This window comes from Paenibacillus sp. RC73 (assembly GCF_044908085.1).
GTDB lineage: Bacteria > Bacillota > Bacilli > Paenibacillales > Paenibacillaceae > Paenibacillus > Paenibacillus terrae_A.
On the sequence record NZ_JBIYCV010000016.1, the window covers coordinates 19,731 to 37,857 of the forward strand.

Annotated in this window: 19 protein-coding genes; 17 read left to right on the forward strand and 2 right to left on the reverse strand. The window is 48.3% G+C overall.

The window, feature by feature from the left end; all coding sequences use genetic code 11:
* Window positions 1-92: 92 nt before the first annotated feature.
* The 10 genes from purH (at window position 93) to ABH897_RS25090 (ending at window position 9,699) form a co-directional block, all read left to right on the forward strand.
* The gene (gene purH, locus ABH897_RS25045; RefSeq protein ID WP_404592852.1) at window positions 93-1,640 is read left to right on the forward strand and encodes a bifunctional phosphoribosylaminoimidazolecarboxamide formyltransferase/IMP cyclohydrolase; all 1,548 of its coding nucleotides are present in this window, start codon (window positions 93-95) and stop codon (window positions 1,638-1,640) included.
* A gap of 89 nt (window positions 1,641-1,729) precedes the next feature.
* Window positions 1,730-2,995 carry a phosphoribosylamine--glycine ligase gene (gene purD, locus ABH897_RS25050; protein WP_404592853.1) on the forward strand — a complete coding sequence of 422 codons (1,266 nt, stop codon included), beginning with the start codon at window positions 1,730-1,732 and terminating at the stop codon, window positions 2,993-2,995.
* A gap of 128 nt (window positions 2,996-3,123) precedes the next feature.
* Window positions 3,124-3,810, forward strand: a complete 687-nt coding sequence (locus tag ABH897_RS25055; RefSeq protein WP_404592854.1) for a TetR/AcrR family transcriptional regulator — start codon at window positions 3,124-3,126, stop codon at window positions 3,808-3,810.
* Window positions 3,811-3,916: 106 nt separating this feature from the next.
* The gene (locus ABH897_RS25060) at window positions 3,917-4,777 is read left to right on the forward strand and encodes a substrate-binding periplasmic protein (protein ID WP_283654696.1); all 861 of its coding nucleotides are present in this window, start codon (window positions 3,917-3,919) and stop codon (window positions 4,775-4,777) included.
* A gap of 85 nt (window positions 4,778-4,862) precedes the next feature.
* Window positions 4,863-5,510: an amino acid ABC transporter permease gene (locus ABH897_RS25065; RefSeq protein ID WP_283654697.1), complete on the forward strand. Its 648-nt coding sequence runs from the start codon at window positions 4,863-4,865 to the stop codon at window positions 5,508-5,510.
* Window positions 5,511-5,527: 17 nt separating this feature from the next.
* On the forward strand, window positions 5,528-6,274 hold the full coding sequence (locus ABH897_RS25070) for an amino acid ABC transporter ATP-binding protein (RefSeq protein ID WP_283654698.1): 747 nt from the start codon (window positions 5,528-5,530) through the stop codon (window positions 6,272-6,274).
* Window positions 6,275-6,328: 54 nt separating this feature from the next.
* Window positions 6,329-6,754 carry an OsmC family protein gene (locus tag ABH897_RS25075; RefSeq protein ID WP_134911173.1) on the forward strand — a complete coding sequence of 142 codons (426 nt, stop codon included), beginning with the start codon at window positions 6,329-6,331 and terminating at the stop codon, window positions 6,752-6,754.
* Between the two features lie 186 nt (window positions 6,755-6,940).
* Entirely contained in the window at window positions 6,941-8,176 is a 1,236-nt protein-coding gene (locus tag ABH897_RS25080; RefSeq protein ID WP_404592855.1) for a serine hydrolase, read from the forward strand.
* 359 nt (window positions 8,177-8,535) lie between these two features.
* On the forward strand, window positions 8,536-8,829 hold the full coding sequence (locus ABH897_RS25085; RefSeq protein WP_044647023.1) for a putative quinol monooxygenase: 294 nt from the start codon (window positions 8,536-8,538) through the stop codon (window positions 8,827-8,829).
* A 45-nt stretch (window positions 8,830-8,874) separates the two neighbouring features.
* Window positions 8,875-9,699 carry an aldo/keto reductase gene (locus ABH897_RS25090; RefSeq protein ID WP_404592856.1) on the forward strand — a complete coding sequence of 275 codons (825 nt, stop codon included), beginning with the start codon at window positions 8,875-8,877 and terminating at the stop codon, window positions 9,697-9,699.
* Between the two features lie 127 nt (window positions 9,700-9,826).
* On the opposite strand, the gene ABH897_RS25095 is transcribed toward ABH897_RS25090, so the two are convergent.
* Window positions 9,827-10,483 (reverse strand): SdpI family protein, encoded by a 657-nt coding sequence (locus tag ABH897_RS25095; RefSeq protein ID WP_283654701.1) that lies wholly within the window; start codon window positions 10,481-10,483, stop codon window positions 9,827-9,829.
* Window positions 10,480-10,791: an autorepressor SdpR family transcription factor gene (locus ABH897_RS25100; protein WP_283654702.1), complete on the reverse strand. Its 312-nt coding sequence runs from the start codon at window positions 10,789-10,791 to the stop codon at window positions 10,480-10,482. Before ABH897_RS25100 ends, ABH897_RS25095 begins: the two co-directional genes overlap by 4 nt.
* 222 nt (window positions 10,792-11,013) lie before the next feature.
* Between ABH897_RS25100 and ABH897_RS25105 the strand changes: the two genes are divergently transcribed.
* From ABH897_RS25105 to abnA, 7 genes are all read left to right on the forward strand, one after another.
* Window positions 11,014-11,625: an alpha/beta hydrolase gene (locus ABH897_RS25105; protein WP_283654703.1), complete on the forward strand. Its 612-nt coding sequence runs from the start codon at window positions 11,014-11,016 to the stop codon at window positions 11,623-11,625.
* Window positions 11,626-11,699: 74 nt separating this feature from the next.
* Window positions 11,700-11,924 carry a small acid-soluble spore protein Tlp gene (gene tlp, locus ABH897_RS25110; RefSeq protein ID WP_044647028.1) on the forward strand — a complete coding sequence of 75 codons (225 nt, stop codon included), beginning with the start codon at window positions 11,700-11,702 and terminating at the stop codon, window positions 11,922-11,924.
* 241 nt (window positions 11,925-12,165) lie between these two features.
* Window positions 12,166-13,458, forward strand: coding sequence for an ABC transporter substrate-binding protein (locus tag ABH897_RS25115; protein WP_404592857.1), 1,293 nt, complete (start codon window positions 12,166-12,168; stop codon window positions 13,456-13,458).
* Between the two features lie 27 nt (window positions 13,459-13,485).
* Window positions 13,486-14,448, forward strand: a complete 963-nt coding sequence (locus ABH897_RS25120) for a carbohydrate ABC transporter permease (protein WP_283654705.1) — start codon at window positions 13,486-13,488, stop codon at window positions 14,446-14,448.
* Window positions 14,449-14,451: 3 nt separating this feature from the next.
* Window positions 14,452-15,291, forward strand: a complete 840-nt coding sequence (locus ABH897_RS25125) for a carbohydrate ABC transporter permease (RefSeq protein WP_342416658.1) — start codon at window positions 14,452-14,454, stop codon at window positions 15,289-15,291.
* A gap of 214 nt (window positions 15,292-15,505) precedes the next feature.
* On the forward strand, window positions 15,506-16,795 hold the full coding sequence (ilvA, locus tag ABH897_RS25130; protein ID WP_283654707.1) for a threonine ammonia-lyase IlvA: 1,290 nt from the start codon (window positions 15,506-15,508) through the stop codon (window positions 16,793-16,795).
* A gap of 237 nt (window positions 16,796-17,032) precedes the next feature.
* Window positions 17,033-18,007, forward strand: coding sequence for an arabinan endo-1,5-alpha-L-arabinosidase AbnA (gene abnA / locus ABH897_RS25135; RefSeq protein WP_283654708.1), 975 nt, complete (start codon window positions 17,033-17,035; stop codon window positions 18,005-18,007).
* Window positions 18,008-18,127 lie beyond the last annotated feature (120 nt).

The following is an 18,127-nucleotide window of genomic DNA, read 5'->3' on the forward strand; positions in this document are numbered from 1 at the left end:
GATGCCGTATAGGCATTTTCCGATATTTCTCGGGAAATAAATTGATAAAAGTGAATTTTGCAAAATCCTGAAGAGCTAAAGGAGGAGAAATGGTGAGTATTAAAAGAGCGCTCGTCAGCGTATCAGATAAACGGGGGATCGTGGAATTTTGCCGCGAGTTGTCCAAATTGGGTGTGGAGATCGTTTCGACAGGGGGAACGAGCAGCTTGTTGGCGAAGGAGGGCATTCCTGTCATCGGCATTTCAGAGGTAACAGGATTTCCTGAAATTATGGACGGGCGTGTTAAAACACTTCATCCTGCGGTACACAGCGGCCTGCTGGCTGTTCGGGATAATGAGGAGCATCAGCGTCAGATGAAGGAGCTTGGACTGGATTATATTGATCTGGTCGTTGTGAATCTGTATCCTTTTGCGGAAACGATCGCCAAACCTGGTGTAACCTATGAGGATGCGATTGAAAATATTGATATCGGCGGTCCAACCATGCTGCGTTCTGCGGCAAAAAACCATGCATTCGTAAGTGTGGTAGTAGATGCGGATGATTACAGTACAGTGCTGGACGAAATCCGCAAGGATGGCGATACCGAGCTGAATACGCGTAAGCGTTTGGCAGCAAAGGTTTTCCGTCATACAGCCTCATACGACGCGCTCATTTCTGATTATTTGTCGAATGTGACAGGCGAGCCTTTGCCTGAGCGTTACACGGTAACCTATGAAAAAATTCAGGATTTGCGCTATGGCGAAAATCCGCATCAACAGGCGGCATTTTACCGTCAGCCGTTGGCGGCAAAGGGTACACTGACGACAGCGAAGCAGCTTCACGGCAAGGAACTGTCCTACAATAATATCAACGATGCTAACGCGGCTCTGCAAATTGTTAAAGAATTCAGCGAGCCAGCAGTGGTAGCTGTTAAGCATATGAATCCTTGCGGCGTGGGAATCGGCGGCAGCATTTATGAAGCGTACAGCAAGGCGTACGCGGCTGATCCAACTTCCATTTTTGGCGGCATCGTAGCGGCTAATCGGATTATTGACGGCGATACAGCGAAGAAGCTGAGCGAAATCTTTTTGGAAATTGTACAGGCACCGGGCTTTACGGAAGAAGCACTGGAGATTTTGACGAAAAAGAAAAACATCCGTTTGCTCGATCTGGGCGAGTTGTCCACATCTGAACAGGCTGAAAGTCGCTTCGTCGTTACTTCCATTGAAGGCGGCATGGTTGTTCAGCAGAACGACATTCACGCTGTAGACCCGGACGCGCTTACCGTAGTGACGGAGCGTGCGCCATCCGAGGAAGAATTGAAACAGCTTTTGTTTAGCTGGAAAGTTGTTAAGCATGTGAAGTCCAATGCGATCGTACTGGCGGCAGACAACATGACCATTGGCGTGGGTGCGGGACAAATGAACCGTGTCGGAGCGGCTAAAATCGCTATCGAGCAGGCTGGAGACAAAGCAAAAGGCGCTGTGCTGGCATCTGACGCATTTTTCCCGATGGGCGATACGCTGGAACTGGCAGCCCAAGCTGGCATTACGGCAATTATTCAGCCGGGCGGCTCCATCAAGGACGAAGAATCCATCAAGGTTGCTAACGAACACGGCATTGCGATGGTCTTCACAGGCGTGCGTCATTTCAAGCACTAGCTTGTATTAGCTGAGGATGCAGAGCATTCTCTCACACGAGGATTTTGCAAAATCTTGACACCATAACGGGAGCGGGAGGAATCACCTGAATGGATATTTTGGTTATCGGTGGGGGCGGCCGTGAGCATGCGATTGTGTGGGCACTGAAAAAAAGCCCCAAGGCCGGACAAATCTACTGCGCGCCGGGCAATGCTGGCATCGGGCAGTTGGCGGAGTGCGTGCCGATTCCGGTGAGTGATTTTGATGCGTTGACAGAGCTGGCGGAATCCAAAAAGGTCGGACTTGTCGTGGTTGGCCCCGATGATCCGTTGGCAGAAGGTATTGTGGATGCTTTTGAAGCGAAAGGCATTCCGGTATTCGGACCGCGTAAAAATGCAGCGGAAATTGAAGGCAGCAAAATCTTCATGAAGGATCTGCTGCACAAATACCATATTCCGACAGCAACCTATCGGAAGTTTTATACCTATGAGGAGGCACATGCCTGTTTGAAGGAGCAGCCCATTCCTGTGGTCATTAAGGCGGATGGACTGGCAGCGGGCAAAGGGGTCACAGTCGCTTACTCTATGGAGGAAGCGGAAAAGGCTTTATCCGATATTATGGTAGCGAAGGTGTTCGGAGAAGCCGGGGCGCAGGTTGTGATCGAGGAGTTTCTGGCCGGACAGGAAATGTCGATTCTTTCCTTTGTGGATGGTGAAACGGTTCGTCCGATGGCAGCGGCGCAAGATCATAAGCCTATTTTTGATGGTGACAAAGGGCCGAATACGGGGGGGATGGGCACGTATTCCCCATTACCGCATATAGCGGATTCGATTATTGAGGAAGCCATTGAGACCATCATTAAGCCGACGGCAAAAGCGATGGTGGCTGAGGGTCGTCCGTTCCGGGGTGTTTTATTCGCCGGATTGATGATTTCGCCGGATGGCAAGCCGAAGACAATTGAGTTTAACGCACGCTTCGGTGATCCGGAAACTCAGGTTGTGCTGCCCCGCCTAAAATCTGATCTGCTCGATATTTTCCTCGCTGCGGTGAACAGTACGCTGGATCAGGTGGAGATTGAGTGGAAGGATGAAGCGGCGGTATGTGTGGTGTTGGCTTCCGGGGGCTATCCCGGAACGTACGCCAAAGGTGTTCCAATCCACGGACTGGATCAGGCGGACGAAGCTATTGTGTTCCATGCCGGTACAGGCATCAGCGAACAGGGTGAGTGGGTCACAAATGGCGGACGCGTGTTGGGCGTAGTCGGTTTGGGACATGATATTGCCGAAGCGCGGGACAAGGCGTATGAACAGGCAGCGCGTATTACCTTTGAAGGCAAGCAAAACCGTACGGATATTGCGGCAAAAGCACTGCTATAGAAGCGTTCTTACAAGATAGAGAGGACCTCTTCGGAGGTTCTCTTTTTTTCGTTTGACAAAAGTATACTTATCCTATAGGATTAAAAAATACAAAGCTGACTGACTGATCAATCGGGAGGAGGAAACCCATGCAGCCAAGGAAGGCGAAGCAGTCCGAGACAGCCGCGAATGGACCATTGGTTGATCACGCGGGAGAAGAAACAGCCGAAACCGATCGCAGAACACAGCTTCTTCATATTGCATTGAAGCGATTCGCCGAGCAAGGGTACCATCAAACGAAGATTTCAGATATCGTGGTGGAGGCCGGAGTGGCCCAAGGCACGTTTTATTGGCATTTTAAAAGTAAAGAAGCGCTGGCACTGGAGATTATCGCTACAGGCCGTGAACAACTGCTGGCAGCGATAGGACAAGGATATCGCCGTGATGCAGGCACGCTGGCTGATATGGTTAAAGCATCCGAAGCGCTGTTTGTCCGCCTGTTTGATTTCGCATTGGAGAACCGCTATCTGATGGGATTACTCCTGATCGGCAGCGGTGTTGATGAACCGGTACGCCAGAGCATTCGGGAGACGAGAATCGCGATGGAACTGGCTTTTCGACGCAATATGGAGCGGGCGATAGAGCTGAACATGCTACCCGCCGGATTGGATATCGAATTACGGGCAGCGCTGCTCATGAGCATGATCGAAGGTGTTATTACACGTTGGCTATTCGGTTCCGAGGGAACACATGACAACATTACACAGGTAACAGCTAAACAATTGGCGGAAGAAGCGGCTAATTTTGAATTTTACGGGCTGTTGGGTCAAGGCTAGGCGGGTGGGAGACCACATCGCATGAATTGGCAGTAAGAGGCGAATAATAGAGCCAAAATACACATATGTACTCAATCATTTACATCCAGACAGGAGAGAACGATTCATGAAAACACGTAAAAGAGGGTTCCTTGTAACTACACTGATGGCTTTGGCCATGTTCAGTCTGGTGCTGAGCGCTTGCGGAACGAAGCCGGAAGCTGCCAACAGCAGCAACGGAGCGGGCAGCAGCAATGAGGCGGCAGCGGGCAATCAGCTCGAAGCAATCAAGAAGGCTGGAGTGATCAAGGTTGGAATGATGGGTACGTACCAGCCTTACAATTTTTTGAACGATAAAAAGGAATTGGACGGGTTTGATGTTGATATCGCGAATGAATTGGCGAAGCGTATCGGGGTCAAAGCGGAGTTCACGGCACAAGAATTTTCGGGACTTATTCCAAGTCTGCAAAAGAAGAAATTTGATGCGGTGATTAGCCAGGTGACGATTACGCCAGACCGTGAAAAGGTCATTGATTTCACAGAGCCGTATATCACAAACAATGTAAAAATCATCGTAAACAACAAAACAAACGATATTACCAAGCTGGAGGATTTTAAAGGTAAAACGATTGGTGTCGGCTTGGGAACAAATGATGAGTCCTATCTGCGTAACGAAGTGCTGCCGAAGGTTGGCGATTTCGAGATTAAAACGTATGATGATGTTATTACTTCCTTGAAGGATCTGAACTCTGGTCGCATTGACGCAACCATCAACAATCTGTATGCGCTCAAGCCCATTGTTGATAAAAACGGCTTCCAGATTAAGGCGGTAGGCGAGCCGATCAAATCCGATCAAGCGGGTGTGGCTATTAACAAGGATACTCCTGAGCTTAAAGCAGCCTTGAACAAGGCTCTGAAAGAAATGAAGGAAGACGGCACCTATAAAACGATTTTCAAAAAATGGTTCGGCGAGGAGCCGAAAGAATAACGTAAGCCTGTTACAGGCGTCTGGCTCCGGTCTTGGCTTTTATGCTGACATGGGGCCACTCGTCTGAAAGAAGGGAATATAACCGATGCTTGAATTAATGTGGGAAAACGTCCCTTTTTTGTTGAAGGGTGCTTATTATACGCTGTATATCACGATTGTTTCCATGCTATTTGGCCTTATGATCGGCTTGGTGGTGGCAGTCGCCCGGTTGAAGGGAAATCGTCCGGTTCGTTGGCTGGCGCGCAGTTATGTATCTATCATTCGGGGAACGCCGGTTTTGGTGCAGATTGCGGTCATTTACTATGGACTGGATGATTACGGAATATCGTTCGGCTCGCTTACTGCTGCTTGTCTTGCACTGAGTATCAATACAGGGGCGTATTTATCGGAGACGTTTCGTGGGGCTATTTTAGCGGTACCAAAGGGTCAAACCGAGGCGGCCTATGCAACCGGAATGTCTCCGGGTCAAACGATGTGGCGCATCATTCTTCCGCAGGCCGTGCGAATTGCGATTCCGCCGATGGGCAATACATTTGTCGGTATGCTTAAGGAAACATCGCTCGTTTCGGTGATTGGAGTAAGTGAGCTGATGCGTCAGGCACAACTTTTACAGGCACAGTATCTGCGCTATATGCCGTTTTTGCTCGAAATTGGCATCATGTACTGGATCATGAGCATTGGGTTCTCCGCTATACTGGAGCGGGTGGAAAAGCGTCTGGCCCGAGCTTATTAAGGTGGAGATGATAGAGGATGATAACAACAAGCGGTTTGGGTAAACGCTTCGGTCAGATGGAAGTGTTAAAAAGCATTGATTTTCAGGTGGCCGCGCGTGAAATCGTCGTGTTGCTCGGCCCGAGTGGTTCGGGTAAAAGCACCTTGCTACGCTGCCTGAACGGTCTGGAGGAATTGTCTTCCGGCAAGTTTGAGGTGAACGGGATCGAGGTAAATGCTACGGCTCCTCTCCGTACCCGGCAAGCTGCCATTCGTGATATTCGCAGGCAGACGGGGATGGTATTTCAGCAATTCAATCTGTATCCGCACAAAACAGCAATCGGCAATGTCATTGAAGGGCTGCTGACAGTGAAAAAAATGCCGCGTGACAAGGCTATGTCCATCGGACAGCGGTTGCTGGAGCGTGTGGGTTTGTCGGACAAGCAGGATGCTCATCCTGCGCGTTTGTCCGGTGGACAGCAGCAGCGGGTAGCGATTGCGCGTGCGCTCGCGATGGACCCGGCGATTATGCTGTTCGACGAGCCGACATCGGCGCTCGATCCCGAGCTGGTCGGGGAAGTGCTGAGCGTAATGCGGGAGCTGGCCCAGGACGGGATGACGATGGTTGTCGTCACCCATGAGATGAAATTTGCCCGCGAGGTGGCGGACAAGGTTGTATTTATGGCGGACGGTGTGATTTTGGAGGAGGCTGCGCCACAGGCATTTTTCGAGGCTTCCCAGCATGAGAGAACACAGAAATTTTTACGTCAAATCAGTGAGTTTTGAAGCGAGAATAAGAATAGATCATACATTATGAAGATGGAAAGAAGGCCTTTGAACATGAAAGTATCTACAACTTGGCACGGTAAACGCGCGTTTACTTCGGAGGGACCGTCCGGTTATTCCGTTGGGATGGATGCTACGGCAGCTTATGGCGGCGATGGCAAAGGCATGACACCGATGGAGTTGCTGCTGGCGGGTCTGGCGGGATGTATTGGCATTGATATTACGATGATTCTGGATCGCTTCCTGTCGGACATTACCCGTATTGATATTGACGCAGAAGGTGAGCGTAAGGAAGAAATGCCGAAGGGTTTTACAGCGATTGATCTGACGTTCCATGTAGATGGCGATGTTCCGGATTATCGCGTGTGGAAAGCGATTCAGATGGGTAAGGAAAAATATTGTGCCGTATCCGATTCCTTAAAAGCGGAGATTCGCATGCACCTGATCCTAAACGGAACAGAAGTACCACATCCAGCGTAAGGGTGGAAGGTTAGTGAAGGAGAGTCAACCTGTGTTATATGCAGGGAGGCTCTCCTTTTTGAATTTATTTTCAAATATTACATGTAATGAAACTTTTTATGCTTTGTTTTCGTTTACAATAGAAACTGAAGTATAAAAATGGGAAAATAAACCTGTATGCTGAGTGCATACGGGGGGAGGTATATAGTGAAACGAAAGCAGCTTGTGATCATAGCGGTGGGCTTGGCTGCGGTACTCATCGTGATTGGTATGGCTGTGGGATTGCCATCATCGAAGCAGGACAGAATGGCTAATACCCCGGATACTGTTCGGCCCGCAACTGCCATTGCAGCTGACGCTAAGGAGGAAACGATTGAGCAGGATAGCGCCCATCGCGTGCTGCGCTTTTTAGAGGAACATCCAGAGAAAGCATCCATTACGATTCTGAGGGATGGAAAGAAGCTGGCAGGTCGTGAGGAACACCGGATGATGCCCTTGGCGAGTACGGTCAAGACGGTGATTGCGGTGGAATATGCCAAGCAGGCGGCAGCAGGCACAATCAACCCGGATGAACGGATCAAGCTGACTGCGCTGGAGCGATTCTATCTACCGCGTCTGAATGGTGGCGCACATCCGGCATGGTTGAGGGAGATGGAAGCCAAAGGACAGTTGAAGAACGGAGCCGTGTCTATGCGCGAAGTCGCTAAAGGGATGATTCTGTTTAGCTCCAATGCCAATACCGAGTATTTAATGGACAGACTGGGCTTGGAACAGATTAACCAAACGAAATCTGACCTGGGACTCCAGGATCATGATCCGATTTATCCATTTGTATCTTCCATTCTGATTCCTTATGAATGGATGAGAGAGGCCCAGGGACGGGCATGGGATGGTGCAAGAAATAGCAATTCTGCCAAAGCAGCCGTTCAAGCGATGTCTGATGCGGAGTTTCGCCAACATGCCCAGATGATCCATAACAAGCTGGCTCGTGATACGAGCGGTTCTTATAAGAGAAATGCCGCTATCGCGACATGGTATGATCGGGAATTTGATCGAATGAATACGGAACGTTTTATAGCTTCGACGACGGCGGATTATGCGTCCTTGATGAGTAAGCTGAATAGCCGTCAAGGCTTTTCGAAAGCTGAGCAAAAATTATTGTCTGAGGTCATGGAGCAGCTGATGGATCATCCGAAAAATCAGGAATGGCTGCAACATTCCGGACAAAAGGGCGGATCTACCGAATATGTCCTCACCCTGGCCATGTATGCGACGGACAAGGAAGGACATTCGACGGAGATGGCGGTCTTCTTTAACGACCTGGACCCGTTCACGAATGCCTCCTTGCAAAATATGATGAATGAATTTAAAGAACGGCTATTGCGTGATGAATCGTTCAGAAAAGAAATCAATCAGCGCATTGGTGTACAGGTGGAAATGTAACCCCTACCCGTTGCCTTTTTGCTTGCGTTCCCGTAACAGAAATACAGAAAATACGGTGCGCCAATGATAGCTGTCACGATGCCTGCGGGAATTTCATACAGGGCAGAGGTGATCATATAACGAAAGGATAATCCCAACAGCCCGGTGACCACCAGCACTAAAAGGGATATGAAAAGGATTAGTTTTGTCTGAAAACGCATGTGCATTTACCGCCGTCAAGCAAGATATAGGTGCCGATTCGCCTGATTTTTTCTCCAACACGATCCATTTTACTGTATTACAGGAACGCCCGCACTTTTAATCTGTTGAATGAATGGTCTATAATAGAAATAGTTACATAATGTGAGGAGGAAAATATCATGATTATTATTCATGCTGATATGAAAGTTTTACCTGAAAAAAGAGAGGCTTTTCTGCAACAAACCCAAGGATTAATCAGCGCATCACAAGCCGAAGAAGGTAATGTACGCTACACGCTGATGCAGGATCTGAATGATGCCAACGCTTTTACCATGGTTGAAGAGTGGAAGGATGCTGCTGCTGTAGATTTCCATAACAAGTCTGCCCATTTCCAGGCATTTGTTGCCGCAGCTAAAGAATTGCTGGCCGCTCCGCTTCAAGTCAATGCTTTTCAGGATGCAACCAAGCTGTAATTAGCCCGTTTTCTAAATCATAATCAGGAACAGGAGGAGATAGACATGGGGAACATTGCGGATACAACTGTACTGAATAATGGAGTTCAGATGCCTTGGCTGGGTTTTGGTACGTACAAGGCGGAAGGCAATGAGGTCTACGAAGCAGTTAAAACGGCCGTCGAGGTGGGCTATCGTCACATTGATACGGCGGCGATCTACGGCAATGAGGAACTGGTTGGACAAGCTATTCGTGACAGCGGGGCGGACAGAGAAAAACTGTTCATTACTACCAAGCTGTGGAATGAAGATCAGGGCTTTGATTCAACACTGCGTGCCTTCGAGGAAAACCGCAAGCGACTGGGTCTGGACATCATTGATCTGTATCTCATTCATTGGCCTGGCAAGGACAAGTACAAGGAAACCTGGAAGGCATTTGAGCGCCTGTATGAAGAAGGAAGCGTACGCGCCATCGGAGTAAGCAACTTCCAAGTTCACCACCTCGAAAACCTCCTGAAAGACAGCAATATCGTACCTGCAATCAACCAAGTGGAGCTTCACCCGCGTCTGACACAGCAAGAGCTGCATCAATACTGCCGGGAGCACCAGATTCAGCTTGAATCCTGGAGTCCACTGATGAAGGGTAAATTGACCGAGCAAGCGGATATCGTTGAGATTGCTGCAAAATACGGCAAAACCTCGTCGCAGGTTATTTTGCGCTGGCATCTGGATCGGGGTATCGTGACGATTCCCAAATCTGTAACCGCACATCGTATCCGCGAAAATGCCGACTTGTTCGATTTTGAACTGACGGAAGAGGATATTAACCGAATCAACGCACTTCATCTTGATGAGCGTGTGGGCACTCATCCCGATAAGCTGTTGTTCTAGTTTTAGAATGAAATAGAACCTTCAATTCCACGTGCATCGTGGTTTTGGAGGTTCTTTGTTTATTTATGCATTGGGATCGTCTCATACGCTTTTGTCCGTCTGGACAGAGTTACTACGTCCTGCATGCCTACTTTTGGTTTAATTTGCGATAAAGGAGGAAGGAATAGAGTATGGGGGCGACGACGGATATAGCCAGTCCAGTAAGAAAAATGACCGTTCCCGCCACTCCATCGACCCATGCTGCCACCAAGCCCGAAGCACCCCCGAGCATCATCATAGGGCCGCCGAAACGGTGCGTTTTACGCCAAACCTCAGGATTGGACAGGGTCCAGGGTGTACGGATACCGAAGGTATAGTTTGGCTGTACCTGAGTCAAATAATTACCGAGCATCAGCAGCATCAGGCCTACCAACCCGCAAATTATAGTATTCATTTGCAGCAGTATGTTCAGGCTATACAGAAGCATGCCCCAACCGGCTACAGCGAGTACAACGGCAAGACCTGCACGTGTTACTTCGTAGGCTTTAGAAAATTTTTCGTAATTCGCTCGATTCGGGTCCATGTAGCGGGCTAACCGGAACAATAGCGGTATCAGGCCCATCAGCACCAGCATGACGATAGCGCCCGTTTTACCCATATATCTGTCAGCCGTATTGTCAAAGCTAAAATGGGAAGCCATCATGGCAGGAAGGCGGTCATACAGCAGCAAAGCCCCTATAGCGGGTGATAGGGCAATCAAAGTCGTCAAAACATCCGTAAAGCTCCATTTCATTCGAGATTTCATTCAGATTCCTCCGTATCCTTGATGTCATTCGCATTTTGTTTCGCAGGGGCATCGGAGTGGGCAATGCTGAACATCCAACCGATGACATCCGCGACAACCGTTGTATGCAGGGTGTAAATAATGTTTTGCCCTTGTCGCTCATCCAGCACCAGCGCGGCCTGCTTCAGGATATTCAGATGGTGGGAGATGCTGGGCTTGCTGATTTGAAAATGCTCAGCCACTTCGCCTGCGCTCATGCTTTTCTCTTTCAAGAGCTGTAATATTTTACGCCGGGTCGGATCAGCTAAAGCTTTGAAGGCATCATTCAAAATCCATTTCCTCCTTTAGATATTTAGATAATATTCTAAATATCTAAAGCAATAGTAAAATAGAGCTATGATACTTGTCAACGGATAAATACATCATTTTAGAAAAAGGTTTAGAGCAGGTTTGCTGATTTCGATTGTAAAAGGTCGGGAAGTTCGCTATAATTCATTTATATCAAAAATAAGAATCTTAATTTAAAATAAAAAAATTAGAGGAGGATATATATGAAACACGTATTCCGTAAAGGAAGTCATCCGCAGGCCCCGGTTATTTTGCTGTTGCACGGGACAGGAGGGAATGAACAAGACCTGATCCCTTTGGCTGATTTGGTAGCACCGGGAGCGTCTGTGTTAGGCGTAAGGGGAAATGTGTTGGAAAATGGGATGCCGCGTTTCTTCCGCCGTTTGGCAGAAGGGGTGTTCGACTTCGAGGATCTCGTATTCCGTACCAAGGAACTGAGTGAATTTGTGGATACGGCTGCGGAGCAATACGATTTTGACCGCAACAACGTTGTGGCTCTTGGGTACTCCAACGGGGCGAACATAGCGGCCAGCATGCTCTTTCACGATGCTAAGGCGCTGCGCGGAGCTATTCTGCACCATGCGATGGTGCCGCTGCGTGGGCTGAATCTGCCAGATTTGAACGGTGTCCCTGTATTTATGTCTTCCGGTGAGAACGACCCGATTGTTCCGGTTGCGGAATCCCGTGAGCTGCAAACCTTGCTGGAAGGCGCAGGCGCGCAGGTAGATGCACACTGGGAACGCAACGGTCACCAATTGACCCGTACCGAGGCCGAAGCCGCAGGCAAGTGGTTTGGTGAGCATTTTAATGCATAAAATGATCCGATAGCGTTCAAGCTACAGATTAGCGCTCCAGTGAGCGATTCCATGATTAGGAGGCGACAAACGAAATGGCAAAACCAGATAATCGAGCCGATAATGTTGAACATTTGCAACAAAGTATTCAGAATACACAGCAGAACCTGTATGAAGCTGAAGGGTATCTGAACGAATTTTCCTCTGAAATCAGTGACGAGGAGCGTAAGCAAATCGAAGAAAAAAATAATCGCCGTAAAGAAAGTATTAGATCGTTTCGAGAAGAAGTGAAGGACGAAGCAGCACATTCTCAAGAGTAGTTAAAAAAACGCGACCCAGCTCCGAGTTTCAATTCGAGTTGGGTCGTTTTTTATGCAAAAATCATCATAACCCCATTCAATTCATTTTCCCCCTATAATGCAATGTAGGCGCTAGTGTTGCGCTAAAAATGAATTTCTTATAAATAATGTTCTTGTAAACTAATTTGGCTTGATGTTAAATAGAAAAGAAAGCGCAATCATTTTAAGGAATCATCTTTTCATCATGCGAAGGGGGAAGGATATGCTGCTGCGAAGAAAAAGCATGGCGTTGATGCTCATGGCGGTGGTTCTGCTGGCTGGACTGTTGCAAGGCTGTTCTGGCAAGGCCGACGAACAGGATGGGCCGGGAACTGAACTGGTATTGTGGACGTTTAATGAATTGCATGAGAAGTTTTTTCTGCAAATGGCCGACCAATGGAACCAACTGCACCCTGATGAACCGATTATTTTGAAAGCGAATACATTTCCGTATGATAACCACCACAGCAAGCTGTCGATTGCGTTGCAATCAGGGGTGGGGGCACCGGATATTGCGGATATCGAGGTGAACAAGATCGGTAATTTCCTCAAAGGGATACCGCAACTGGTTCCGCTCAATCCGGTGATTGACCCGGAGCTGAAAAACATTGTGCCTTCCAGAGTACAGATTTACGGTAAGGACGGTAAGTATTACGGTATTGATTTTCATGTCGGAGCCGAAGTGATGTATTACAATAAAGAAATTTTGGATCAGGCGGGGGTAAACCCGGATTCCATTGTGACATGGGCAGATTATGCTGCGTCGGGCAAGCAAGTGCTGGCGAAGACAGGCAAGCCGATGGCGACCGTGGAGACGAATGACCTGTGGAATTACTGGCCGATGATCTCCCAGCAAAAATCGGATTTCCTGGATGACAAGGGCCAGCTGACACTGGATAACGAAACGAATATTAAAACACTTGAATTTCTCCAGCAAATGGTGAAGGACAAAATCGCCATTCCCGCGCCGGGCGGCGGACACCATATGGAGGAATACTACGGGTTTATGAACAAAGGAGGGGCCGCTTCGGTGTGGATGCCGATGTGGTATATGGGACGTTTTACGGATTACATGCCTGACCTGAAAGGGAAAATCATCATCCGACCGTTGCCAGCGTGGGAAAAAGGCGGCTCTCGTTCAGCGGGGATGGGCGGAACCGGTACGGTGGTCACGAACCAATCGAAGCACCAGGATCTGGCGATGCGTTTTCTGGCTTTTGCCAAGCTGTCCAAGCAAGGGAATGTAGAGATTTGGAAGCAGCTCGGCTTTGATCCGATCCGCAGTGAAGTATGGACGATGCCGGAAGTCAAAGTGAAGAATAAGTTTACGGATTATTTCGGAACGAATATTTTTGATACGCTCATTGAGGTAAAAGATGAGATCAATGCGGTGCATATCGGACCGAAAACGCCTGATATCGCCAGTGCAGTTCGCAATAAAATACTTTACCGAACACTGCTGAATGGCGAAGATCCGGCCACGGTGCTGCATGAGCTGGCAGATGAATTGAGATAGACCCTAATAGGAAAGGGAGTGAGATTCATGGCAACGCCCGTTCATACGAACGCAAATGTACCGACAGGTCAGCCGCCGAAGCCTCAGCGTCCGACCAGAAGCAGATGGAGCCGCTTTATTCATTCCAGCCGCACGGCGCCGTATGTGTTTGTCCTTCCGTTTCTACTGTCTTTTGCGCTGTTTTTTGCGTACCCGGTCATCTCGACAGTCATTATGAGCTTTCAGGAAGTGCTGCCTGGCATAACGACTTATGTCGGATTGGAAAATTATAAAGATTTGATCAATCCCACGTTTGGAAAAGCGATTCTGAACAGCGTCCTGTATACCTTGCTTACGTTGGTGGTGCTGATTCCGCTGCCGCTGGTGCTGGCGGTATTGCTGAATTCTCCTAAAATGCCGGGCAGAGGTCTGTTTCGCTCGGTGATGTTTATACCTGCACTGACCTCGGTGGTGGTCGCGGGAACGATTTTCCGGCTCATGTTCGGGGAATTGGACGGCTCGCTGATGAATTCCTTACTGGGTGCGTTCGGTCTGGAGCCGTACAAATGGCTGATGAACGCCAACACCGGATTTTTAGCGTTGATCGTACTGGCCTTGTGGAGATGGCTGGGCGTGAACATGTTGTATTACATGTCGGGACTGCAAAACATTCCCCCCGAGCTGTATGAAGCCGCACAGATTGATGGAGCCAGTCGCTTTGATTCCTTTTGGCGGATTACGATTCCGATGCTAAAACCAGTGACGATCTACGTATTTACGATTAGTATCTATGCGGGGTTGTCCATGTTTACGGAGAGCTACATGCTGTGGAACGGGAACAACTCTCCGAATGATATCGGCTTAACGATTGTCGGTTATCTGTACCGTCAAGGTCTGGAGCAAAACAGTATGGGCTTCGGAGCCGCAGTAGGCATTGTATTGCTCGTATTTACGCTGCTGCTGAACCTGGTCCAGCTCAAATTTTTTGGCTTGTTTCGGAAGGAGGACTAAGCGATGGTTCAGAAGCAAAAAGGCCCGTTATCCGCACTGCTCGTTGTTCTGTTCATCCTGTTTGCCGGGTTTGCCCTGTTTCCGTTATTTGCCGTGACGCTGGCCTCGTTCAAGCCATCGACGGAGCTGCTGCGGTACGGCTTGAATCTCAAGCTGGAGTGGAGCATCATGTCCTTGAAAAATTACGCGTTCATCTTTCAGGGGACGACGGATTATTTTCAATGGTACTGGAACAGTATTGTCATAACCGTTTTATTCACGGTGTTATGTCTGATATTGTCCGCGATGGTGGGCTATGGACTGGAGATGTATCGGTTCAAGCTGAAAAATGTGATTTTTACGCTAGTGCTGGTCGTGATGATGATTCCAGTAGAAATTATTATGCTTCCACTCTATAAGCTGATGATCGGCATGAAGCTGATTAACACGGTATGGGGCGTCATTCTGCCATTTGTCGTTGCGCCGATTCCGATCTTTTTCTTCCGTCAATATTTGAGTGGGGTCCCGAAGGATTTTATGGATGCTGCACGGGTTGACGGCTGTTCGGAGTATGGCATTTTCGTGCGGATTATGATGCCTCTGATGGCGCCCGCATTCGCGGCAATGGCTATTTTGCAGGCGATGAACAGTTGGAATAACTTCCTATGGCCGATGATCGTACTTCGCACCAACGACATGCTGACGCTACCGATTGGTCTGTCCAGTCTGCTTACGCCGTATGGTAATAATTATGATGTGCTGATCGCCGGGTCGGTGCTGGCTATTTTGCCAATTCTCGTCGTGTTCCTGTTCTTCCAGCGTTACTTTATTGAGGGAATGACCGCAGGCGGGGTAAAAGGATAATCGTTGCGGTAATATGAATTGAGAGATTGAATAAAAGAAGCGTGTAACGTCAGGAAAAGCAGGTCGGGATTCACCCCGGTCTGCTTTTTTTTGAATATAATTGATTTTCATTCTCATTTTCATGCTCTATGACCTGCACAAGCTATAGGTAAACGTGGTATGATATTTGAAAGATTTCAAATACAGACATATTCAGGCGGAGCGTGGAGAACCTATGGAACCAACAGAAACCCAGAAAACCGATCCGGCCCCGATGGCGTCAACCGTCAGCATGGAGGATATTGTACGGGCGCATCATATGCTGCGTGAGGTCATTGTACGTACACCTTTGCAGCGGGATGCCGTCCTGTCGGCCAAATATAACTGTAACGTGTATCTGAAAAGAGAGGATCTCCAGGTCGTGCGGTCCTTTAAAATCCGTGGAGCCTACAACATGATTCGCAGCCTGACTCCCGAGCAGATGGAAAAGGGCATCGTGTGTGCGAGTGCGGGGAATCATGCGCAGGGTGTGGCTTTTTCATGTAATGCGCTGGGCATTCACGGGAAAATATTCATGCCGAGCACAACACCTAATCAGAAGGTGAAGCAGGTTCGGCGCTTTGGCGGCAACAGTGTGGAGGTCATTTTGACCGGGGATACGTTCGACGATGCATACGATGAGGCCATAAAGGTGTGCAGCGAGCAGGAGATGACCTTTATCCATCCGTTTGATCAGCCGAAGATTATAGCAGGCAACGGTACGATTGCGATGGAAGTGATGGAAAGTTTGGATACGCCAGCAGACTATGTGTTCGTGACCATCGGCGGTGGCGGTTTGGCGGCAGGCGTAGGCACGTATTTCAAAACGGTCAGTCCATCCACCAAGGTAATTGGCGTAGAACCGCTTGGCGCGGCGTCGATGACGGAGGCGATGCGTTTGAACAAGGTGGTTACGCTGGAGCAAATAGACAAGTTCGTTGACGGAGCCGCTGTTAAGCGTGTCGGTCAGTTAACGTATGACATTTGTACACGTACCCTGGACGATATTGTGAAGGTGCCGGAAGGTAAGGCGTGTACTGCGATTTTGGAATTGTATAATGAAAATGCGATTGTAGTGGAGCCTGCGGGCTCGTTGCCTGTAGCAGCATTGGATATGTATCGTGAACAGATTCAGGGCAAAACGGTTGTCTGCATCGTCAGTGGTGGCAACAACGATATTGACCGTATGCAGGAGATTAAGGAACGGTCCCTGATTTACGAAGGACTGAAGCATTATTTTATGGTAAAGTTCCCGCAAAGAGCAGGAGCGCTGCGTGAGTTTCTTCAGGATGTGCTTGGACCGGACGATGACATCACAAGGTTTGAGTATACGAAAAAGAACGACAAGGAGAACGGCCCGGCGCTGGTCGGCATTGAGCTGTTTCACAAGGAAGACTACCTTCCTTTGATTGAACGAATGAACCGCAAGGGGCTCGAATATACGGAACTGAACAAAAACGAAAATCTGTTTAATATGCTGATTTAACAAGGGAGGAGCCTAGGGGCTCCTTTTTTGTACCAGGATTTTGCAAAATTCGATTCCAGTCGCTCCAGGATACATAACGTTATGCGTAGTTTATGAATTTCTTTTTATTTGAAATAAAGCGTTTACAAAACTGGAGTTGATAGGTTAATATATATGTAACTTCATAAGTATAAACACTAATGTAATAGTGTATTACCTGATTCTCATCATATAAAACGAATTTGGAGGTGCGTAAGAGTGTTGAAATCCTGGAAAAAATCAGTACAGGGTAAATTGGCTCGAACTGCGTTTGCTGCCGTAACCTCGGCTGCATTATTGCTATCAGTGGTGCCTTCGGCATCGGCAGAGCATTGGGCATTAACTGGTGATGTCGCGGTACATGATCCATCTATCACGAAGGAAGGCAATGCGTGGTATATTTTCTCTACGGGTCAGGGAATACAGGTACAAAGGTCGGATGATGGACGCAATTTTTACAGATTGCCGCAAATATTCCTGTCACCGCCATCATGGTGGAAATCGTATGTACCTAAGCAGAAGACTAATGATGTATGGGCACCGGATGCTCAAAAGTACAATGGACGTGTGTGGGTTTACTATTCCATTTCTACTTTCGGGTCACGCATTTCGGCCATTGGATTGACTTCAGCAACGAGCATTGGCGCGGGAAGCTGGAGAGATGATGGACTAGTGCTGCGTACGACGGATTCTAACGATTATAATGCCATTGATCCGAATTTGGTCATTGACGCTTCCGGTAACCCGTGGCTTTCCTTCGGTTCCTGGAACACAGGCCTGAAAATTACCCGTTTGGACAAAAATACGATGAAGCCTACGGGGCAGATTTATTCCATCGCGAAGCGTACCGCTGGTGGTCTGGAAGCTCCACATGTTACATACCGAGACGGTTATTATTATCTGTTTGCTTCTATTGATAACTGTTGCCAGGGTGTAAACAGTAATTACAAAATTATTTATGGTCGCTCCACCAGTATCACTGGACCTTATGTGGACAAGAGTGGTAAAAACCTGATGGATGGCGGTGGAACCGTATTGGATGCGGGGAATGACCGTTGGAAGGGACCGGGCGGTCAGTCTATTTATAACAATAGTGTGATTGCGCGTCATGCCTATGATGCGACTGATAACGGAAATCCAAAGCTGCTGATTAGTGATCTGAAATGGGACTCCGCAGGTTGGCCTACGTACTAAAAAATGTGGGCTACATGGAGTCATCCATATAGCGATCTCACATAGGTATATCCAAAAACTGTTCCTCCATAGGAGGAGCAGTTTTTGGCTTGCAATGTCATAGAAACATGCTATTATAAA